This is a genomic window from Secundilactobacillus sp. MJ173 (assembly GCF_059704265.1).
This window is the reverse complement of the sequence record NZ_BAAKGN010000054.1, coordinates 1-22764: the sequence shown is the minus strand read 5'-3', so window position 1 is coordinate 22764 and position 22764 is coordinate 1. Positions and strand designations below refer to the sequence as shown.

The following is a 22764-nucleotide window of genomic DNA, read 5'->3' as shown; positions in this document are numbered from 1 at the left end:
GTAAATGTACCAGTCTTAAAGTCTTCAGCAGTCAACGCGTAATTTCCGTTAGCTGCTTGTACTTTAGCTTGCCCGTCTGCGTTCAAGCTAACCGTGTAAGTCCCGACATTTTCAGGAACACCGTCAACTGCGTGGTTCTTGCTATCAATGAAACTGAAATCGGCGTTCGTCAAGTCAGTTGCGGCATTGAGCTTGTCGCCATAAGTCAAATCAAAGGTTGGCGTCGGATCGCCGTAAACTTTACTTTGATCATTAACTGTGGCTTCAGTCGTGACATCATCTTTTGTCGTTGATTTAGCAGTGATTGTAAACGTACCAGTCTTAAAGTCAGCGATGCTGAAGGTGTAGTTTGGGTTAGCCGTCTTTATTCTAGCTTGCGCATCATCCGTTAACTTAATCTCATAACTCCCAGCATCAGTCGGTACGTCAGTTATGGTGGTCGTTCCTTGAGTGAACGTAAAATCAGCATTGGTTAATGTGACTTTATTCAAGTTGCTACCAAACGTTGCAGTGAAAGCCTTTGGTGCTTCACCAAACGTAATTTTTTGACTATCTGGTGTTATTTCGGTTGTCGCATCGTTTGCCACCGTTGTCTTCGGATTAATGGTTAACATACCATGCTGAATGATCACAACCTTGTAATTCGTGCTTGGTGTTGCTAGAGCTGGCGTCAACAAATATTGGCCAACATCATTTCCTGCCTTACGAGTAACAGTAACATTCAACTTTTCACCGTTAACTGTCCCATCAGCATAGCCTGTCAATGGGCGATCGTTTTCACCATAAACTTTGCTTGCATCATTGGCAATTAGTGAAATGTTTTTCTGCCCAACCGTTAAGCTACCATCCTTAAAGGTCACTTTACTGAAGTCAAAGTTCGGATTGGCAGCCGCTAAAGCTACTTTTCCAGCATCATTCAAAGAAACAGTGTAAGTACCAGCATTCAAATAATTCCCACTGTAATCAGTATCTTTTGCATTGATGGTGTAATCAGCTGGGGTCAGCGTTGAGGTTACTAAAGTGTGCCCTTCAAAGGTAATGCCATAACCGGCATCACCATCTTTTGTAACATCACCGTATGTGGCCGGTTTAGTGGTAACAGATACTACTCCTGTCAGTGCTAAAGCTGTGATAGTCAGCGTACCAGTGTCCAAAGTAATCTTATAGTTACCACTGTCACCAGTGTTTGAATTCGTAACCGTTAGATTATGCGTGCCAACACTCTCGCCTGCTGCTGTACCAGCATCCGCGCGGTTAACCGTATAATCAACCTCATCAGTTCCAACTAACCCATCTCGTGTTGCCGTGTAAGCAGGATCCGAATCGCCAAAGACTTTGGTTGCACCTTCTGGCGTGATGGTAAGTGGTTTCTGAGTGATTTTGAAGGCACCAGGCGTGACATTAGCCATAGTCAGTGTGTAGTTCTTATTAACATTCTGGAGCTTATCTAATCCATCCTGAGTCAACTTGATCGTATAGTCGCCAACCACATAATTGCCGCTGGTAGATTTCGTTGTGCTTGAAAGTTGATAATCGTCAGCAGTAAGGTCAACGCCATCAACCTTTAGCACACTGCTGTCAGCAGCTGTTAAGGTTGGTGTTAAACCACTGCCATATACAACGTCGCCTTGGTTGACTGTGACAGTACCTGTGGTTGTAGCAGGCGTAATCTTAAAGGTACCAGTTTGATTTGTGAAGGTATAGTTAGCATTGTCCGCTTCGCTTGCGGTGATAGCGTACGTACCAACGTCATTACCTGCTTCACGCTTAACCGTAATATCAACACCATCGCTAGTAAGGAGCTTGTCAGCATTAGTGGTGAAAGTCAGTGCAGGATCACTACCGTTAGCACCGTTATATACTTTGGTATTGTTATCAGCTGTTACAGTAACTTCGGCCTTGTTAACCGTCAAAGTAGCAGTCCCAAAGTTAGCGTCCTTGAAGGAGTATTGCGGATTAGCATCCTCAACAGTCTTTTTCCCAGCAGCACTGATTTCAACGGTATAAGTACCAGCGTTCAAGTAACCACCAGCACTATAAGTGGCGTTCACAATTTTAAAATCATCTGCATTCAAAATAGGCAATTTCGTTTGCTTATTATCATCATTCTCTAGGTAGTAAACAAAAGCATACTGCCAGTCAGATGTATCTTGAGTGATTACCCCATAGGTCGCTGGAATTGCCACAATGCGAACTGTTCCAGGCGCAACAGCATTAGTAATCGTCAACATCCCATTGTTCACGGTGAAATCATAGTTCGGATTATCACCCAGCGTAATGGTTTCAGCGTACGTACCAACCTCTTCACCAGATGCTCGGTTAATGGTGAACTTTAAGTTTGCGACACCATCCAACACACCAGTAGTTTTAACCGTCATGTCAGGATCCGATTCACCCTTTGCCTTGGTTTTATTATCAACCGTAATGGTGGCTTTCTTTTTATTAACAACAAGTGTTCCGGTTGGAAAAGCAAAGTTGGTGAAATCGTAATTCTTATTAGCATCTGCAATTTTTATCATTGCTTCTATGGTCAATTCAACTTTGTAGGTACCCACATTCAACAATCCGTTTGTGTAAGTCGCACCATCAATTGTAAAATCAGATTGCTCTAGTTCAGGAATTGTTAGCTCTGTACCCTGATGAGTAGTCGTAAATGCTCCAACCTGGTCACCATAGGTAATGGCTGAAATTGAATTCATGGTCAGCGTATCTGTTGATAGAGGTGCTTCGATCTTGAAGAATACTTTTGCAAAGTTCACCGTGTAGTTTTTGTTGGGGGTCGTTACCGTACCTATTTCCTGATATTCGTTAACAGGATCATCTAGTTTACCTGATTGGCGAGTGATGGTATACGTCAATGGACTATCACCAGCTAAGATTCCATTGGCGGTTGTAATCGTGCCACCCATATTTTGGGGTTCTGGTTTCAAATAATACTTTTCATACGCAGTCGGCGTAACTGTTAAAACAACCGGGTTTACTGTTAACGTTCCCTTTGTAAATTCAGAATCACTGATGAGGTAGTCTGAATTAGCCTGCCGAATCAAGGCTTTACCAGAATCGTTAATGATAACATCATAGGTACCCGCTTCCAGATAACCGCCAGCAGAATACGTGGCACCCACGATTGTATAATCGCTTGCTGTCAAGGTAGCAGACTTAAGGTCAGTACCAGCGTGGGTAAAGCCAAAATCAATTGACGCATCCTTGGTAATCTTGCCGTAATCAGCAGTACCAGTACTTTGATAGGCATTTGGCTGGAAAGTATCCTTGCTGACTTTTTTGATTGTAAAGAAGCCAGTATAAGAATTAACTGCATAATTATCAATATTGGCTAAGTGATAGTCAGCAGAAATCATGTAGGATTTGCCAGCTTTTTCACCTGCCTGACGACTGAGTACATAAGGGAAATCATCACCCGTTACAACACCGGTAACTTTTGCAGTTAACTTTGGATCCGGTTGTCCCTCACCTTTAACTATTGGATCAATATTGATATTAATTGTTGCTTGCTTGACTGTTAGTGTACCCGTTACAAAATCAGCATCCGTCAAACCTGCATCTGGATTAGCTGCTTCAATCGCGCTTTTGGCTGCAGGGCTTAACTCAACTTTATAAGTCCCAGCATTTAAATGGTTGCTTGTTGAGTAGGCTGCGCCATCGATAACGAAATCGGCGGCCGTCAATGCTGGTATTGTGATGCTGTCACTGCTTGCCGTCACTTTAAAACCATAATCGAAGGATTTACTGGTGTCTTCCCCATAAGTACTCGTGGCATTACCAATGGTAACTGTGCTTGAAACCGTTAATGTTCCACTCGCAAAGTTCTTTGTGCTATCTAGCTTAAGTGCCGGATTAGCAATCGCAAATTTAGCCAATCCGCTTGGACTCAACACAACGGTATATTGACCAGCTTCAAGGTGGTTGTTAGCATCATACTTCGCATCATCAATCGTATAATCTGAACTTGTTAAATTTGTTGGCACAACAATTGCTGTCCCTGTGCCACTCTGAGTTGTGGTAAAACCATAGTCTTTATCAGTCCCATACGCGATTGTTTTTGAACCCACTGTGACAACATTAGTCGTTGTCGGGTCACCAACGTGCAACGTGGCTGTACCTTGAGTATAGGAGACAGTATTAATGTTGAAGTATTCAACCTTGAAAGTGTAGTCGCCTTTGGTAGCAGTACTAATACTGTCATAATCTGGTGAAGTAATTGCACTCGATGCAATTGAATCGCCGTTTTCATCCGTAGCACTAGTAATGAAGGAAGAAAGTGTTGGCTTTGTTGCACCCACAGCAACTGTTTGGTCTTTTGTGACGATGGAAGCATCCGACTTTTTATAGACGTATTCAAAGTTTCCGGTAACTGAAGCTCCTGAAGTGTACATATAGCGAATATAATAAAGCAAATCACTAAGACTACTCAGTGAATGATCAACACTGCCCCAAATAATAGAACCTTTATCTTCAAAACTTTTTGACGATTGAATCATGCCAAACCAAGCCGACAAAGTATTGGACCTACCATCAATTGACAGATTAGAGCCATTTAGATCAATTTGGTAACCATCAAAGTACGGTGGTTCACCGATATTTTCATCAGCTGCAATCGTTGTTGTAGTCGTTGACGCAAGTGTAGTACCTGTATTGGTCTTATAAGATTGTGTCAAATCAATACTGGCTGCATCTGTACGTGCTTTTACTGGAACTAGACTACCATTAGACAGCACATACAGAGTACCATCATTGGCATTCACCACACGCTTGTTATAGTCCGCTACGATTGCATTTTGTTTATCAGCATCTAAACCTTTAATAGCTTGAGCTAACTCCAGTAGTGTGGAAGGCTCACTTGTTGAATCAGTCTTAGCATCATCGCTGACTAATTTGGCCTTTAAAGCAGCTTTAGTAGCCGTGGCATCAGTAGCGGTTGCTTTATTTTGAGTATCTGTTTGTGAATTTGAAGTACCACTATCGCTTACAGAAGAAGCGTTTACATTAGTTTTATCCCCACTAGAAATAGCAGCACTAGATGACTGTGCTGCTGCAGTATTATTTGTTAACTGAGTTGAAGCTGGATCATCAGTTACATCAGCAGCCTTTTTAGGACTATCGGTTTGCGTTGTCCCTGATGATACAGCAGTAGAAGCCTTCACAGAACTAGTGGTTGGAGTCACCGTTGAGGCACTCTTGTCACCGGTAGTTGTGGACGCCTGTGTTGAATCTGTATTGCTTGAATTAGTCGCAGTAGCTGTGTCGCTCTGCTGATCAGCACTGGCAGCATCAGTTGTTTCCTTTGCTGTCATGCTCTGATCAGTCGTCGCAGTTTCACTGGACTTCAAAGTATAAGTACCAGTATCGGCTGGTGTTTCAACAGTTTGATTGGTACTAGTTGAGTCAGCCTCAGCTGTTGTATCAGCTTGCGCGACGTTACCACCTAGTCCAACCATGCCTGCTCCCATAGACAACATGAAAATACCAGCATACAGCCAGCGTTTTCCAGCTTTAAACATTTTATAGTGCACTTTTTGTTCGCTAAACGCATCAAAGCGTTTCTCGCCCAAATTTTGATTAGAATCAAAATGGATTTTCATGATAATCCCCCTCCAAAATAATCATGACCAACTTATTCAAATGAGTGAATCTGACATACGTCACGAAGTAACAGTCAAAATTACCGTTTAAATCTTAAGAATAAAATAGTTAACCCCATCAATACTTTGAATGCAAGACTGATAAACATAATAAACTGTTTATCACAAAAATGATGAGGACCTCATACCTCCAATCACCCTTATGCCTATTCTTCAATACTACTAACGGCATGATACAATATTTTGGAATCGTTGTCACCTGTGACGTATCAGCGTTTTAACCATAAATCTAACAATTTTAATAAATCAAAAACATTATTTTATCATTAGCTAGTATTAATATATATTTGCAACCATTTCGAAAACCAAGTCATATCACTGTTTAGCTTAATCAAATGCCATTAAATTTCAGAAAACCCAACTTTTTCCGGTGTACGTACGGGAAATATTGGGATAATCAATGCCGTTAACTTTGCAAAAAAATATAAAAAATTTTTTTATTTTAATTCAACTGTCATCCGTAAAATTATATAAACGATTAAATCTAAATTTTTGTATTTATGACCGACATAATCAAAAAAATCTATTCCAAATGTGATATAAAAACTATCCTAATAGCATTTATAGAATAAATATATTGAGCCTTTATAATTTGTTATAATAAATTCTCATTTTAGTTTTCATATCATTCACCGTGAAATATAATAAATCTAGTTTACTTTACCAGTTTTTTCTAACAAACTAAAAGAAGCCTTCCTAGACTTCATCTCCAGGAAAGCTTCTTTTTGATTCGACCTCTTCAACTAGCGCGTTTTATAAGCTAAATCAAAGTAGGCCGTTTTTAACATCAATTAGTTATTTAAAATTCAAAGTAAAATCATAAGTATGCTCATAGTTTTCATCATCGTCATTATCAGTTTCATAATCGGCATCAAACTTATATCTTAATGTTTTTAGTGAGCCGACACTGCTTAATTTTTGAATCGGCAACGTGACATCTCCAGCCTTCGTGACACCTTTAGCTATCTCACCATCCCAGTCCTCCATAGAGTCTGCATCATGTTGCTCACCGTTACTGTATATAATTGTTCCTATAGTTGGGTAAGCACCAATATCTCTTGTAGGCGAAACGATGAAGTGTACCCGCACATATCCTTCAATATTAAATTTTCCATCATTTTCCGAATCATATTGATGCGGCTTGGCAAGTTTGTAGACGGTAACTTTATCCACACCAATTTTGGCAGCAGACCAATCTGAATCAGAATAATTGATCTTATAAGACTTCTTATCAGAAATCGCATACTTCTCATCATCCACCGTAACTGATGGAGACGCTTTTTTTGAAGTGGCGCTTTCAGCATCGCCTTTTTCAGTCTCAGTCGTGTTATGAGCGGTAACCTCACTTGACTGATCTGCTTTGGACTCTGAACGATCCTTTGAACCGCCAATTGAACTAATAATCAAAATAATTGCTACAACGGCTAGGACCCATGACCACCACTGCTTGTACCAGGGAGTCACCTCCACAAACTTACGACCATCTTTATCTACAAATTGCTTTTTTGCCACGTTGACAACTCCTCTATTTTCAGCTTTTAGTGTCACTCAGTGTTTGGACAATGTGATAGGGAAATTCTTCATGGTATTGCATCGTCAAAATGAAGTATCTGTTTCAATATATGCAAATGAAAGTCCTATATTATCATCAAGTTAAACTCAAAATTTCAAATAACTGGAACTGTTCATTCAGTGCTTCCGATTACAGGTACTTTTCTGGAATAGTAGACTTTGGCTGGTAAATAACGCAATCTATATCAGATAAGCGTAAGCATTAACAATACCTGATTATGACTACAATTTCAATAACAATTCATCTATATTACTTTATCGACTGATAAGATTAAAATAAGCATCAATATCTACCGTCTATTACTCCTTCAACTACGCAAAAAAGGAACCCTCAGATTCTATCCAAGGGTTCCCTTTGCATTTCTAAAATTCACAATCCTAATCCCGTTTCCGCCTCTTCAGCCCCAGCACACTCATCAATAAGCTCAATCCGAGTACACCAAGTCCAGCAGCAGCGTTTTCGTTAGTTTCATTGGTCTGTGGTAATTGTCCCTTAGCGGCCGCACTTTGTTGCGCATCCGTCTTAGTGCCAACAACCGTTCCAGCTTGACCACTGTTCTGAGTAACCGTTCCAGTATTGACCATCTGGCTCGTACCAGTGGCCTGACCGCCATTAGTCGTTTGGCCAATCTGTGTTGTTTCGGCAGTTCCACTGGTTTGACCATCTGTCCCTTCAGTTACCGCAGCACCGCCAGCATCCGTTTCAACTTCATTATCACCAGCGGGTTCACCGCCATTATCCCCATCTGGGACAACGGTTTGCTCACCATCACCAGGGGTAACCACTTCGCCAGCACCCGAACTAGGCATCGTGACACGGAAAACAATCGTGGTGGTGTTCTCACCAATGGTTTGGCTATCTGTCTGCCCTTGAGCAAGAACGTAACCCGTTGGTACCTTGGCGCTGACAACGTCGCCTGGATTACCAATGAAATCACCCGTTCCAACTACTGCTCCACTATCGTCCACATACTGAACTAGGTAGCTCTTAGCACTTGGCGCGGTATCTGGTACCGCGCTGCCATTGGCAATTTCAATCCCCGTTGCCGGTAATTGTGCTGCAAAGTAAGTCACTGTCCGTGTAGCATCAGCAAGCTGAGCAGTTGGATCAGCCGTTCCACTGATTGGTGTAGCCGCCACACCCGCAACTGAAGCGACATCCGGCACATAAGCCGTCGTCGCGTTCACTTGGATCACCGGTGCCTTCACCGGGTTAGTCCCGGTTGAATTTGGCGTTGCCGTCCAAGTTCCTTTGGTAAAGTCATGAACCACCGTCCACGTGATAGTTTGGGTATCATCCGCTGGTAATTTAGCAGCATCAACATTACCAGTAGTAGCTGGCACAAACTGCGTCGTCACGTTTTGCACAACGGTAGTCGTTGCCACTTTGTCCTGCACGCCATCCGTTGGTAAAACAGCTTTATAATACGTGATGGTCCTCGGGCCAGTCGCATTTTCAATCGCGCTGGTCGGATCTGTCGTCCCTCTAAACGGTGCTACAGTGATACCTGCAACCGAGTTAACATCAGGTACATAGGCAATCGTACCATCCACCTGAATCGCTGATGCTGTTACTGGGTCAGTGTTCAAAACATCTGGCGTTGCTGTCCAAATTCCAGTAGATGAATCGTAAACTACCGTCCAGGTTATCGACTGAGTCACACTGGCTGGCAATACAGAAGCTTCCATGTCAGGCGAAGCAGCCACAAAATTGGTTGTCACGGGCTGTACAACCGTGGTCGTAACTTGCGTTGGCTAATCCTTCAAAGCATCGTATTTCTGATTAACACTATTATAAGTGTCATCCAGTTGTGCTTTGGTTGCTGGATTACTAGTGACTGGATTGCCGTTTTCTTTTTCAAGTGTTTTCGCCTTAACTTGCTCATTGTATTGAGTTAAATCAGTCTCATATGCATCTTATTGATCATCATACTGCGACTTCGCAGAATTAAGTGTCTGCGAATCCTGCTGAAACTGGTCCACAGAATCCTTATAACCACCCGTTTTGTAGTCTGTGTAGTTGTCCAGTGCTTTTTGAGCGGCGGCTGGATCTGTGGCAACACTGGTATTACCAGTACCATCAGCTTGAACTTGAGTCATTGACGTCCCCGTTTGAGAAGTGCCGTTCGCCCGAGCCGTGACACCACTGCTCATCATTAACGCACCACTCATCAGTAAAACGCCCATCCCCGCAAATAGCCATTGTTTCTTAGCTTTATACATTTTATAGTGCAAAATTCGTTCCTCATGATTTAGCATTAATATCTCCCCCGTGAACTACTCGTCACTAAAGTAACGAGCTTCTAGGAACACCGCTGACTTACGTATCATTCAAAGCATGGTGCGCAGAGGTTACGGCTATTGACTAAGGGCTGTTCCAGCCCAATTGGTCTTTTATGATGCTGTTGCTTTTAGAATGTTCATTGCGGCATTGATATCACGATCATGATTAATCCTGCAGTTGGGACACGTCCACTGGCGAATGCCTAAGGTATGCTTGCCGTCATCGTAGCCACAGTTGGAACATATTTGTGAAGTTTTCCGTGGGTTGACAGTGACCAGCTGTTTCCCATACCAAGCACACTTATATTCCAGCATTGTACGTAGCTTTCGCCATGACTGATTGACAATTGCCCTAGATAGTTTGTGATTTTTCAGCAGATTTTTGGCTTTCAAATCTTCAATCTTAATCACATCATGTTGTTCAACCAGTTCTTTAGTGACGTTATGCAGATAGTTATCCCGTTGATTGGCAATCTTCTCATGATATTTAGCGACCATGTGCTTAGCCTTCAAGTAGTTCTTAAAATCGGCCAGTTCTCTGGGTTCGGGTACCTGATTGTGCTTATCCCAGGCGATCTCTTTTTCGGCTTGACGTCTGCGACGAGCCAAACGCTTTTCCCAGTAATGTTTCTTTTTACTGAGCCGTTTATCAAATCTGATGGTGGGGTATTTGATCCCGTCGGAAGTAATCATGAGATCAGCAACACCCATATCAATACCAATGATTTTTCCAGTACTGTTTAATGGCTCAATATCAGTATCAACCAGAATAATGGCGTAGAACTTGCCGGTAGCGGAGAGTCGAATCGTGACGTTCTTAATTTGACCAACGGGTTGTCGGCCAGCTTTAAATCTTAGGCATCCCAGTTTAGGCAGTTTAAGATGATGCTGATCAATCACCTGAATATTGTGATTAACGGCGTTACATTGATAGCTTTGTTTGGGAAACTTACGGGACTTGAACTTCGGAAATCCCTTGTGTCCTTTGAACAGTTTTTGATAGGCGTGATGCAAGTCGCGACTCACATGCAACAGAGAAGTCGATTCCGCTGCTTTAAGAAAGGGATATTCTTTTTTCAAACACTTAATGAGGTAGTTCATGCCAAACTCGTTAACGTAACTGCCCCCGTTGGCATAGCGCTGCTTCTGCATATCAAGCAACTGATTCCAAACAAACCGGCAGTAACCGAAGTTGACCGTGATTTTTTCCTGCTGTTGCGTAGTGGGATAGATACGGGTTTTAATGGCTTTTAGCGTCATAAGCAATAACATCCTTTGATTTTATTGTTACCAAACGTACGTTCTTATTATACGGTATTTCCAACCAGTTGCCAACAAACAATGTCATAAAAAAGCAATTCATCACGTCCTTAAAAGAACGGGTTTCCTTGCCCAAATTCAAAAAGGGATGTTTTTATAAAAATAACGATAATCATCAGGCTATTATAAGTTAGCAAGACAGTCATCATAGAGTTAATTTACAATTTTTATCATTTAATAGTCATCAACGCATTCCTGATTATTTATTTAGAAAAATAAATTTTAAGATAACTAAAGACTAATGTGCATTGTAGGAAATAGTGTTAAGTCAACGACTTAACAGATTGCTTTTATTAACAACCTTTATGATTTTAAAGTATCAAATTTGGTTTCGCTTACATTTTTAATACCAATCACTCTTAGAGAAAGAGACACCTTGTCCCAACACCCACCGTTTAGCTATAATAATAGGTAATTACATCGGGAGGTTCGCTATGAACTACTTTTTAACATCCTACTTTAACGCCACCCCATCGGCCATTGAAATCGCTGAGATCAGACGGCTAAAGATGTTCGATCAAATCGGTGCCCCAGCCAAAATTGTCACAGCCACTAGTGCCTGGAATGATGAACACATCTTAGCCCAACTGGGTATTCAGCAGCGTGTGGTCAACCTATACCGCTTTTACCAGCAGCTGGATCGGTATGATGGCCCCAAGAAGACTGCAGCAACCATTCGCAATACCCTACCTGATCTACCCTTTACAAATAATGCCGTCCTAGATAACGGCAAACCGGTCATCAAAATTCACGACACGTACGGCGAACTGACTTACGTGGACTACTTGGACCTATTCGGTTTCACCAACCGCCGCGATTTCTATGAAGATGGTGTTCATAGTTATTCTGAGTTCTACGATGACCATGCCAAGCTGCAGCTGAAGCAGTACTACAACTATCAGGGCATCCCAGTGATCACTTGCTACTACCACGGTGGCGCCAATGACCAGCCCATCCTCACCATGATTCAGTTAACCACAGCTCAACAAACGTTTCAATTTCAATCACTGGATGCCTTCCGCGCGCACTTTTTAGACGATCTCGTTGAAACTGGTGATACCTTGATTTGCGACCGAGAGAACTACTGGGGTACTGCCATGGGGCTGATGCAAAAGAACCCACGTCGCATGCTGGTGATCCACGCGGCTTTTACTACCAACGCCAAGCCAGATGGCGAAGTCTTCTCCAGTATCAAAAACACCATCGAACACGGCAAACTTACCAATATCATTACCTCAACTCAGACGGAAGCTAATCACATTCACGCCCGCTTCCCAGAAGTCCCCACCCAGGTGATCCCGGTGAGCGCAGTGCCGAATAAACGATTAACCACGACTTTCCCCTTCGAAGCCCGTCAACCATTTCAAATCATTTCGGTGGCGCGCGTCACCGAAATCAAACAGCTTGACCATGCCATTAGAGCAGTCATCAAGCTACACGCACGTTTCCCGCAGGCGGATTTAAAAATCTACGGCTACGAAGATGGTCAAAACGATTATGCAGAACCTAAGCGACTGAAACAACTCGTCTTTCAACATCAAGCAGCCAATTATATCCACTTCATGGGCTACACGCAAGATCTCAGTCAGGTTTACCAAACGGCGGACTTGCTGTTACTGACCAGTCGCAGCGAAGGTTTCTCTATGGCGGTGCTTGAGGCGCTATCATACGCTTGCCCCGTGGTGAGTTACGACATTCACTATGGGCCTAATGAAATGGTGAAGCCAGGTGAGAATGGGGAGTTGGTACCTGCAAATGATGAAGATGCTTTGACTCAGACACTGACCCATATCTTCGAAAACCGGCAGCAGCTACAGACTTATGGAGAACGTGCACAAAAATCAGTTGTTAATTATAGTGCCAGCGCCATTCAGAGATACTGGGAACACCTACTGAAAAGTTAAGCTCAAATATAAAAGGTTTCAACTTCCGGGATTAGCCTAGAAGTTGAAACCTCATTTGATTACACATTATTATTTCATCAGAACCGTCTATTGACCAATAGAATCAGGCTCCGACCCAAAAACAATCACCGGAAAGACAATCACGCCCGTATTTTTATCGATTGTTTGGGTAGCCGACACCTTAGCCGCCAGCTGATAATTAAGCGGTACGTCAGCCGTAACAGTGTCCCCAAGCTTACCAGTGAAGACGTCCTCACCAATGACCTCTATCTGGCTACCGTCCAGCTCAACGTACTCAACAGGATACTGCTTAGCGCTAGATGGCTTGGTAACGCCGTCTGGTGCAACCTGCGTTTTGTAGTAAGTAACGGTACGAACCAGATTCTTAATGCCATTAGTAGGGTCAGTCTTGCCAGTCATTGCTGAAACGGTGACGCCATTAATCGCTGTCACAGTAGGAACGAAGTAGAAGACTGCCCCACCTTGGTCGTCTTCTTGAATTCCTTGGACGATTGGTAGTTCCACCATCTTGGTCTTGTTTTTAGCCGGTATCGCGGTCCACTGTCCAGTCACGAGATCATGATCCAACGTCCATCTAATGGTCTGGACATCATCATCCGGTAGCTGTAAAGCGTCCACGTGGGCCGTAGCTGGCACAAACCGCGTGGTGATTTTTTGCGTCTTGTGAGTCACAACATGCTGGTGGGCCAGGTGGATTGTCACCGTTTGCACAGTATCACTGCTGCCCACTTTGAACGTACCGGCATCGCGTTGATGAGCTGTTAAAACGTAATTAGCAGGCACCTGTGCCAGCCATTTGACCGTGTCACCGTCAATCTGCTGTAACGTCTGTGTGTCGGTTTTAACCAAAGCGCCCGCGTTATCATCATCGACATAATTCAAATGAACACTCACGTTGACGGCCATCAAACTGACTTGTTTCAGGTCAAACGGTGCCATTGGCGTTACAGTCTTCATCAGCTCAGGTTCAACCGGTAACGTCACGATCAGCGCATCGGGAACCCGCAACAACGTCTGTAAAACACCGGGTAAATCAGCCGTAACGGTTGCTGACTGCTGAATCAAGTCAGTAATTGATTGCGCCAGCTCGGTAGCCGCTTCAAAGAGTGTCGCGTGGGCTTGCACAAAAGCTGCTGAATAAACCATGTTGCCAGCCGCATCAGTAGTGGCGTGTGGGTCTGCTGATTGCACACCAGTCAATAAAGCTGACATCCCCTTATCCACCTTACCAATTACTGCAGAAAGATTGGTCTGTAAACTCTGAAGCGTTAGGTCGGTAGAAAAGCCAGCAGCACCCTTAGAATAAACCAGTGCCACAGCATCAGCCACCGGCACCGTATCAGCATTGGCTGTTAAATTAGCCAGTGCTTTCTTGCCAGTCCTCACCTGCTGGGCGGTCGTAGCAATCGCATTGGTCAAATCAGTCATCATCTGATCTGGCTGATAATCCGTATTGGCCTTTTGCCACAACGGATCTTTGGTCGCTGCTACTTGCTGAAGGGCCTGCAGCGCCTGATTAGCGTTATCAAGCAGATCAGCCGTTTGCGCATTGTAAATTGTCGCTGCCTGCGTCAACATTGTTTGCATCAAGGCTGCCTTAAGCGCCACAGCATCAAAGGGCGCACCAGTAGCGTCGTCAATCGTCTTAACTTGTTGCGTAACCGTTGCCTGAGTGCCCGCAATCGTCTGCAGGAATTCGGCCACAAATGCCGTTTTAAACGTTTTAAGTAAGGGGGCCATCTGCTGTTCCAATAAAGTTGCCCCAATGTCGGCGTTCTTCGCCGCTATTCGGCCAGTCTCACCATCAGCTGTAACCACTGGTAGTGCTGTATCAGTGACCTGCTTTAAGTAATTGAAGAGTACCACTACCTCGCCGTAGGACCCCGTCAGATCGGTTTGATTCGTCTGAACCTTACTCAGATCAGATTGCAAATTCTGCGTAATCACCGGCAAGATGTCATCTTCATAGGTGATCTTACCGTCGCCGTTATTATCGGTATACGTTTCCCCATACAGCGTCGCTTGAACGCTGCCATCCACGGTTTTGACCGCGTCTGGATCAACCGTGATCTTAGCGTCATCCGTGGTCGCGGTAATCGCTGGCAGCTGATCCAATACCGTTGCTAAATGACTGCTGGCATCAGTCGGTCCCTGTAAAGCCGTCTGATAAGCGTCATTCGTCGATGTGGACACTAACTGGGCTGCCTGATCTGAGACACCATCATTATAAGCATCAAGCAACGTCCCCGCGGTCTTGACGCTATCCGGTAATTGATCATACATGCTAGTCAGTGATTGATATGCTCCATCTACTGCAGCGTTTGATTGGATAACCGTATCATTGATATCCGTCTGTTGTGCGATTAATGCGTCATACTTATTTTGAGCAGCAGTATACTCACCATCTAACTGGTCTTTAGTCGCTTGACTGGTCGTTTGATACCCTGGCGCTTTGGTTGCGACATCATTTAGATACTGATTCACTGCTGCTTCATAATCCGTTTGATTGTGATTATAATCAGCCGTATCAGTCGTTACCTGAGCTGCTTGAGTTTGATACTGATCAGCAACCGTCTGATAGGCCCTGTTTTGCTCGTTAAAATCACTTGTCTGGGTGGTTGCGACAGCCTGTGAATCAGCCTGCGTACTACTAGGCGTAACTGAACTAGGATCAGTTGCGGTTGGCACAACGGTCTCCGTTTGCGGTGCAGCCTCCGCCACTGTATCCGCCTGAGCCGTCATTTGATGAAGGCCTAACAATGCCCCCGACACCATCAAAGCGCCCATGCCGGTAAATAGCCACCGGCTTTTTGCTTTGTACATTTTGTAACGAGTGATTCTTTTCGTGTCGTTTGACATGAAATCCCCCCATAATATGTTATCACCTTAATCGTTTTTAACACTGCTTATGTTTACATAGATAGTAAGGAAAGTCAATTTAGGTATCCATGCGGTTTAATGGCAATTTATAAGTATTATCCGCCGTTAGAAATTAAAAAGAGCGGTAAATCAGCACATACGTAACATGCTGATTTATCGCTTTATAATTACTATTCAATCATTTGACTATATACCACGTCAGAAAGTTTTGTGACAGACGTTTTCAACAGTTTCTCCTGTTCATGCATTCCATCCACAAACTCCGTCCAACTATCAGCTTTAGGCACCCCGATACCATATTCCACCATCACTGGTCGCTGACCTTCATCCGCATATTCACCCTCAACTGGCAACTCGGCAACGTTAGTTTTTTCACTACCAGATAAATGAATCAGCATACCGCGCTTGCTTTGAAACCTCAACATGTAAGCCAACATCTGCAACCGGTCGTGACTAGCAACGCCACAAGTGAACTTATACTTGGCATCCAGCGGAATCTGTGGTTTCCCACGCTTGAGGTAATCCGGATAAATGACCCCTTTATCCCAAACATCCCGGAATAAATGCTGCTCAGATTCGCCTTCTCGATTATGTGAGTGGACGTATTCTGGCTCCAGCAAGCGACCAACGTATTCTTCAAATAGCCAGGCGATATCAATCAACACACCATTAAACTTAGCACCCTGACTCGGAGTCAGACTCTTGCCCGCCAAAAACGCTCGGCATACTCGCAATAATGGCCGGTAGTCAGCGTAGTAATTATTGCGAATCCGCACCATTCTGTATTGTCTTAAAAGGTGACGACGATCCCGCGCACGATAATTGGGCGTATGCTCAACCACTAACCGGACACTCTGGCGAATAGTTTCGTCTGCACTTAAAAGTCCCCGCAGCTGCGCATCTCCACGCATGACTTCAATGGCGTGTCGCACCAGCTCCAACACCGGCGTATCGTAAGTAAACTGATGGCTTTGAGACGCAAACCGCCCAACAAAGGGCACGTTAGTCTTCAATTGTCGTTTAAAATCCAACTGACCGTGAATCTGATAATCGTTTAACCGCACATCCGTATAAGCTTTATACAATCCAGCTCGCAAAGCTTTGTTCAACAGTGCTGGAATAAACAGCGCTAACACATTGACACCATTCATAGCCCCAAAATCAAAATCCTTCGACGCCAGCAAATTCACGTGCAATACCCGGTACAGCATGTACTTCAAAAAATAATCGTTGCCACCCGAATCCATCCGTGAGCCAATCATCAACTGATGGTGCTGTCGCTTACCGGACAACGTCACCATGCCCACCAGATTAGTGGTGCGCAACTGTCCGTGATAGTGCGCCATTAAGTAACTATCTTGCGCATTCAAATCAGTGCTGTTACTCAGACTTTGAGGAAACGTCAAAACGCCCATCTGCCCAAGTTGATCCAAATTCTGATCGCAGATGTCCTTAATGAACCGCTTGCCCTGATAGTTCTCAGGTACCACTTGATTATCTTTCAGCTTAATCTTCATCAGCCATCAACACCTCTGCTACTTGCCATCAAACGCTTTTTTAAAGCCCTTGATTCGACTTTGAACATCATCAAGTCCCTGCAGATATTCAGTCAACAGCGGTTCGATATCTTGCTGCCAAATGTTATCCAGCGTCACACCACCATGAGTCAACCGCATCAAATAACTTGGCCCAATCTCATAATTAGCGTTCAAGACATCATCGTGGTTAGCAATCTGGTCGTTCAAACGGATCAAACTCTGACTTGCTTTGTCCCTAAGTGCTTCATCTTCAATAGCATTCAGCATGGGCATGGTATCTGCTGGTTCAATCGGAATAAACCGGAAACGCCGACGCATGGCAAAATCAATACTTTCGGCACTACGGTCAATATCGTTCATGGTACCAATAATATAGACGTTTTCCGGTATGTAGAATTTATCACCCGCCTCATGCATATTGGCATACTGGGTGGTCACCGCACTGGCTTTGCCACGATAACCAGGATCAATGGCGAAGAAGAGTTCACCAAAAATCTTGTTGATATCGCCACGATTGATTTCATCAATGACAAACACATACGGCTTACCTGGATTGTCTTTCGCCTGGTTACAAAACGACATAAAGGTTCCCGGCTGCAGCTCAAACTTTAACTGTCCGTTAACGATTCCTGCTGGGCGCAAACCTTCTACGAAATCCGTGTAGTCGTAACTGGGATGGAACTGCACGAATCCATACTGTGGATTATCCATCAGGTCTTCACGCTTAGTCCCCAATAATCTTGCAGCAATCGATTGTGCTAAGTAGGTCTTCCCTGTGCCCGGTGCACCGTGGAAAATGATGTTGTGGTCACGTAATAGCTCATCGGCGTGGTCCTGTAGACGGGACAACCGGTCAAAAGTCTTCATGAGTCTAAGAATATCAGCATAGGCACCTTCATTAATCGATATATTCTCACTATCAGCATTCTGAACCGCATACCGAATATTGTACGCAGCCACTGATTGACCTGCCAATTCTGTACCTTCTGGAAATTCAAAATTGGTTGTCATGGAATCACCAGTCAGTTCTCGAAAATTGCTAATTTTAGGACTAGCAATATAGATTCGTGGCTTGTCCTGTTCAAGCAAGGAAGCACTCCAGTCGTAATAAAGATTGATCCAGTTAATATTCACATATGGTGTCTTGAGCAGATCATTTCTTTGAGACGCAAAAAGGCGACCAACCTTAGTGCCATCGCTTAACTGAATTGGCGTTCTTTTGCCGTCCCACACATAGTTTTTAGTCTTTTCATGTTCTTCGGGTGGCTCTTCTGCGATTGCTCGTTGGCAGATTCTAAGAAAATCATTCAAATATACTTTAAACTTTATCACATCGCTTTCGTACATGATTCAGCCTCTTTCTAGTAATAATCAGTAAATACATTTCGCAAATAGCCGCTTAATCTCATTCCTACTTTACATTGTGTAATATCGTGGGTGAAAATAATATCGCAATTTAGAGAATTTATAAGCAGAATGAAAATCATTGTTAGTATTTAGAGCTCGGAAAAGCGTCTTAATCCTCTGTTTTTTAAACTTGTAATTGATCGTTTTTAAAACGACTTGATACTTATTTGTGGCGTCTTCTTTTATTAATTCAAATTTTGCTCTCTTTTTGTACTTTAAGGCTTCACGTTTAGCAACCGTCCGAATAATATCCATTGCCAAATCATCTTCTGAAACAGGTTTATCTGGATGAAATAAGCTTTTTAATGACTTATCAACTTCCGAAGTCTTAATTTCCCCTCTTAAGGTCTTCCAACTGTATGTACTGCCTGATTGTTCCTTTGACTCACGCAATTTTTGGGTATACATAGCTGAGAGGTAAAACCATTGACTACCATTATCCAAAAATTGTAAATGACACTCATCACAGAATCTAAATTTTGATATAGCACTAGCAATGACTTCGCCATTTTCCACATAGCATTGCAGGGACTCATATGAATTCTTCAAATTATTTGAAGGAATTAATTTGGTGTTACTAGCCAGATTGCATAAATCATTTGAAAAAGTTAAAAGGGCTTTAGCCGTAAATTCTTTTTGGTGTTGAACACTCTTGATTTTCTTGGTTTGTAATATAAAAAGCATTCTTTCTAAAGTTTTTCTGACTAAATTTCCTGAATTCAATGTAGCAGAGTATTTATCTTTAAACCATGGCAGAAAGCGCAAATTATCAAGCGCTTCCCACAAAGCATTCAAATCATCTCTGAACTCACTGTTAAAATTCTCGACTTCGTTAACCCAAATATTAAAATCAATCGATTGGTGATCAGTGCTTAATTCAAAATACTTATATCTAGCATCGTCATCAATAATAAGTGTAAATTCATCGGCCAGGTTCAATATTCTTCTGAGCGCCGTTCTAGCCGCACTCCGTCGCGCCTGAATATAACCTAAACCAGCAATAGCAAACGAAACCAACACACCAATAGCTTGTACCCAATCAGCAGACATGATAATTCCCCCCAATAAGCTTTCGACCTTGTAACCTCATTAATTTTTTCCAGACACCAAATTACGTTCACACTTTAATCCTATAAGAACATAACTTTTTAGACAATTGTATCACTATAAGGAGCCTTAGCAGCGCCCCTAAACAAACAATATTACAAGTTTTCAATCAATGAATGAAAATTGGAGGAAATTTGAAGTATCAAATCAAGTAGTCCTGCATTTGGTGAAGTGTGACTGACAAAAAAATTTATTCCCCAAAAATCTTGGCGAATTGGATTCCACCAATAATACATCGGAACGTAATATGAATAGTTACGTCATTGGACACAAAAATTGGTTATTTTCCACTAATCTCAAAGGTGCTGAGGCCAACACCATCTGAATGACACTGATTCAAAGTGCCAAAGCCAATGAGACTAATCCCCGTGACTACATTGAATATTTGTTAAAAACCGTGTCACAGTTGCCAACTTTCGCAAAAGAAGCGCAACCGGAAGCTTGTTTACCATGGATTTATGAACCAGATCAGCAATAAGTAACTGAATAGAACATAAAACGACTAACTCAATTATGAGGAAGTCCGTTTTATGTTTCAATACGTCTGGTTATAATGTGCTTACTCCTTTAATAAGCCCTGATTGCAACAACAGCATACCAAAAAATCCTACTGTTGAGATTATGCAGTAAGATTTCTTAATTATTTGATGTTCAAAAGTAAGCGAATAACGATTTTGCTTTTAGTAGATCCAGAATATATTCTATATTTTTTATTTTGCAACATACTCAATTTTGTTACCATCTTTGTAATAGCAGTACAATAATTTTCTAGGCTCTCTGGGATAACGATTTACTATCCGCCTAGTTTCTTCTGACGTAGGGATTTCCGTTGAAGACCACGGAAATCTTGCACTTTTATCCACAAATCTCATTTCCATTTCATGTTTTGGAAGTGTAACAAACCGCCTTCCACTACTAATCTTATCTAAATCAAATGAATCTTTCACTTCTTGAGCAATGACACGAATCGCCATGTACAACGGATTATTCTCAATGGGTTGGCCATTTAAATATTGGATACCTAATGAATTAAATTTTGTCAAATTGGCGTATTTAGCAGGAATTTCCGCATCCAGATGTGCCCCGCCATCCTTGTTTGCTGCAAATAAAATTACATCCCTTCGTGTGAAATAATTAGTTTTATCATCAAAGATAATTTGGTTCCACCAGTCATCAAATGTAAAGTAAAATAATCTTTCTTTAGCAGAATGATCTAAATTTGGCACATACTTTACTTTACCATTACTCATTTCAACAGATAATAATGTCCACGAAGAAAGCAAGTTCGCGGGACTATACAGCCCCGATAATGATTCAAACAAAAATTCAAAATCTTTTATTTGGTGATAAATCGATTCTGAATGCTCGGTTTCATGAAACATAACTCTAATTGTGGTTGCAATTCTAACAGCCTCTTCATAATTTCCAGAATCAAACGAGAAAATTGAATTGTCTAAAAATTGCATTTGTGTATCCCATTTTTTTAAAATTTCTTGCCTGTTTCTTGTATATTTTGACATACTCGCTTTCTCCTCAAATTCTGTATTTCTAATACGCCGGTAATTTGTTATACATATCTTTTTAATCATGAATAAAAACATAACAACAAAAAGTTGCGCCAGTCTATAAACGTTTTATCTTACTCATCACAATCATAAAGAAAGATATTGAGTAACAAACGAAGTCACACTCGTATCTGTAACGGCATCAGTATACTCAATCTTAGAATAACTGTTTATATGATAATCGTCCATTTTTTTGGTTAACTCCAAATGTCCTTGTTCCAAAACAGATGTTTGGAAATCAATTGAAAGTCCTTCAGAAAGTCCAAAATCGCTAGGAAAAATGTCATTTTTTTTGAGTTTTGGACTGTCATTTTGTGACAGCATTTCTAATGCTTTAGCAGTAAGCCAAAAATAGTCTGTTTCTGGATCTATACGAGGCAAGACAATACTTGTGGTATCTAATCCGTTCATTTTAAGACATATTTCAACTTGAAAAATTGGCTCGCTTCCTCTAAGCCTTATATGCACCCCTCCTACAGTACTTTCCAACGATGTTGTCAATTTTTCTTTAATCTTGTTAAACGCATCATCAGCTGAAAATACCTCTCTTGCGTCAAGAGTAGAATATACAAATGTACTTGTCCTTACAATAGGTCTTGCAATGTAAAAAAGTTTTAGACTAGTAGGCCTTGCTAATTGAACTTTTAAATCTCGCTCACGTTTAAAACTTGACTCTTGCATTTGTTTTTGACGCTTTAATTCTTCTGCCTTAACCTGATCGTTCTTTTCAAACTGTTCATTTGTTTGCCATCCAATTGCAAAAATAGCAATAATTGATCCAACACCACTAACCCAATCAGCAACACTTCCAAAGTCCATCTTTAGAAAATAACCTATGCCAATACCAGCACCAATCACTAAAATTGTTAAACACAATCCAAGTTTTACATATCTTTGTGTTATCTTATCTCCAAATTTATTATTTTTCATTTTTATTCTTCTCTGCCCAACAATTCAAATATTTCCCACAACTATCTGCTTTAACATACGCATATCATTGCTCTAACTAAATAAAAGTATCATGCAACTATTAGTTACCATCATCAATCTAATAGTCTTAATTTACTTTCAACTTCAAATAACTCACTTACACTAACTATTTTTAAAATTATTCCAGTAAAAAGATACTCATCTCTACAGAAACTTCACATACAGATTTCTCCTCACCCTTTCGCTGATCTTTTCAGGTGCAAAACCTGCTCTTTTAGCTGCAAGCTCATTCAGAGATCGTAATTTCTTTTCAAACTCATCCTTATTTGGATCAATGAGATTATCAAAGAAACGATTTTTCGCACTAAAATCTTCCGTATAATACTCAATGCTATAAACACCAATTTTCTTAGCGAACGTAATTATCGCTAATAAAGCGTTATTATAAAAGGTCGAAAACTCTTCCACAGTCACATCGGAGCGATAGGTTATCACATCAAATCCCGTTAAAATCATTTTTTTCAAACCAATCGTAGAAATTCGAAAATTACCATCGATAAAAAGCCTCCTGTTATTA

General features: G+C 42.0%; 15 protein-coding genes. 3 read left to right on the top strand and 12 right to left on the bottom strand.

The features are described 5' to 3' along the window. The 5 genes from AC6H04_RS07995 to AC6H04_RS07975 all read right to left on the bottom strand — a co-directional run. Positions 1-5600 (bottom strand): MBG domain-containing protein (locus AC6H04_RS07995; protein ID WP_497571200.1); only part of this gene is annotated, 5600 nt, incomplete at its 3' end. Between the two features lie 855 nt (positions 5601-6455). Beyond that, positions 6456-7172 carry a hypothetical protein gene (locus AC6H04_RS07990; RefSeq protein ID WP_497571199.1) on the bottom strand — a complete coding sequence of 239 codons (717 nt, stop codon included), beginning with the start codon at positions 7170-7172 and terminating at the stop codon, positions 6456-6458. A gap of 438 nt (positions 7173-7610) precedes the next feature. Continuing rightward, the gene (locus AC6H04_RS07985; RefSeq protein ID WP_497571198.1) at positions 7611-8954 is read right to left on the bottom strand and encodes an LPXTG cell wall anchor domain-containing protein; all 1344 of its coding nucleotides are present in this window, start codon (positions 8952-8954) and stop codon (positions 7611-7613) included. A gap of 195 nt (positions 8955-9149) precedes the next feature. Then, the gene (locus tag AC6H04_RS07980) at positions 9150-9491 is read right to left on the bottom strand and encodes a KxYKxGKxW signal peptide domain-containing protein (protein WP_497571197.1); all 342 of its coding nucleotides are present in this window, start codon (positions 9489-9491) and stop codon (positions 9150-9152) included. Positions 9492-9626: 135 nt separating this feature from the next. Continuing rightward, positions 9627-10775, bottom strand: a complete 1149-nt coding sequence (locus AC6H04_RS07975; protein ID WP_497571196.1) for an RNA-guided endonuclease TnpB family protein — start codon at positions 10773-10775, stop codon at positions 9627-9629. A 494-nt stretch (positions 10776-11269) separates the two neighbouring features. Here AC6H04_RS07975 and AC6H04_RS07970 point away from each other — a divergent pair, with 494 nt between their 5' ends. Then, the gene (locus AC6H04_RS07970) at positions 11270-12739 is read left to right on the top strand and encodes a glycosyltransferase (RefSeq protein ID WP_497571195.1); all 1470 of its coding nucleotides are present in this window, start codon (positions 11270-11272) and stop codon (positions 12737-12739) included. Between the two features lie 87 nt (positions 12740-12826). On the opposite strand, the gene AC6H04_RS07965 is transcribed toward AC6H04_RS07970, so the two are convergent. From AC6H04_RS07965 to AC6H04_RS07950, 4 genes are all read right to left on the bottom strand, one after another. Then, entirely contained in the window at positions 12827-15619 is a 2793-nt protein-coding gene (locus tag AC6H04_RS07965) for a KxYKxGKxW signal peptide domain-containing protein (protein ID WP_497571194.1), read from the bottom strand. A gap of 191 nt (positions 15620-15810) precedes the next feature. Further along, positions 15811-17157 (bottom strand): 5-methylcytosine restriction system specificity protein McrC, encoded by a 1347-nt coding sequence (locus AC6H04_RS07960; RefSeq protein WP_497571193.1) that lies wholly within the window; start codon positions 17155-17157, stop codon positions 15811-15813. A gap of 18 nt (positions 17158-17175) precedes the next feature. Continuing rightward, positions 17176-18525 carry an McrB family protein gene (locus AC6H04_RS07955; RefSeq protein ID WP_497571192.1) on the bottom strand — a complete coding sequence of 450 codons (1350 nt, stop codon included), beginning with the start codon at positions 18523-18525 and terminating at the stop codon, positions 17176-17178. Between the two features lie 69 nt (positions 18526-18594). Beyond that, positions 18595-19635, bottom strand: coding sequence for a hypothetical protein (locus AC6H04_RS07950; protein ID WP_497571191.1), 1041 nt, complete (start codon positions 19633-19635; stop codon positions 18595-18597). Between the two features lie 271 nt (positions 19636-19906). Here AC6H04_RS07950 and AC6H04_RS07945 point away from each other — a divergent pair, with 271 nt between their 5' ends. Then, positions 19907-20017, top strand: a complete 111-nt coding sequence (locus AC6H04_RS07945) for an IS66 family transposase (RefSeq protein WP_497571190.1) — start codon at positions 19907-19909, stop codon at positions 20015-20017. Then, a complete protein-coding gene (locus AC6H04_RS07940; protein ID WP_497571189.1) occupies positions 20018-20170 on the top strand; it encodes a transposase domain-containing protein in 153 nt (50 codons plus the stop codon). A gap of 232 nt (positions 20171-20402) precedes the next feature. Here the strand turns inward: AC6H04_RS07940 and AC6H04_RS07935 are convergent, their stop codons facing one another. The 3 genes from AC6H04_RS07935 to AC6H04_RS07925 form a co-directional block, all read right to left on the bottom strand. After that, on the bottom strand, positions 20403-21212 hold the full coding sequence (locus AC6H04_RS07935) for a hypothetical protein (protein ID WP_497571188.1): 810 nt from the start codon (positions 21210-21212) through the stop codon (positions 20403-20405). Between the two features lie 132 nt (positions 21213-21344). After that, positions 21345-22187, bottom strand: coding sequence for a hypothetical protein (locus AC6H04_RS07930; RefSeq protein WP_497571187.1), 843 nt, complete (start codon positions 22185-22187; stop codon positions 21345-21347). Between the two features lie 204 nt (positions 22188-22391). Beyond that, positions 22392-22764: hypothetical protein (locus AC6H04_RS07925; protein WP_497571186.1), on the bottom strand; the 373-nt coding region annotated here is incomplete at its 5' end.

Bases quoted from the DNA above. Each gene is read 5' to 3' on its own strand.
- AC6H04_RS07980 (WP_497571197.1), bottom strand. From the start codon at position 9,491: ATGCTAAATCATGAGGAACGAATTTTGCACTATAAAATGTATAAAGCT.
- AC6H04_RS07975 (WP_497571196.1), bottom strand. From the start codon at position 10,775: ATGACGCTAAAAGCCATTAAAACCCGTATCTATCCCACTACGCAACAG.
- AC6H04_RS07970 (WP_497571195.1), top strand. From the start codon at position 11,270: ATGAACTACTTTTTAACATCCTACTTTAACGCCACCCCATCGGCCATT.
- AC6H04_RS07965 (WP_497571194.1), bottom strand. From the start codon at position 15,619: ATGTCAAACGACACGAAAAGAATCACTCGTTACAAAATGTACAAAGCA.
- AC6H04_RS07960 (WP_497571193.1), bottom strand. From the start codon at position 17,157: ATGAAGATTAAGCTGAAAGATAATCAAGTGGTACCTGAGAACTATCAG.
- AC6H04_RS07955 (WP_497571192.1), bottom strand. From the start codon at position 18,525: ATGTACGAAAGCGATGTGATAAAGTTTAAAGTATATTTGAATGATTTT.
- AC6H04_RS07950 (WP_497571191.1), bottom strand. From the start codon at position 19,635: ATGTCTGCTGATTGGGTACAAGCTATTGGTGTGTTGGTTTCGTTTGCT.
- AC6H04_RS07940 (WP_497571189.1), top strand. From the start codon at position 20,018: ATGACACTGATTCAAAGTGCCAAAGCCAATGAGACTAATCCCCGTGAC.
- AC6H04_RS07935 (WP_497571188.1), bottom strand. From the start codon at position 21,212: ATGTCAAAATATACAAGAAACAGGCAAGAAATTTTAAAAAAATGGGAT.
- AC6H04_RS07930 (WP_497571187.1), bottom strand. From the start codon at position 22,187: ATGAAAAATAATAAATTTGGAGATAAGATAACACAAAGATATGTAAAA.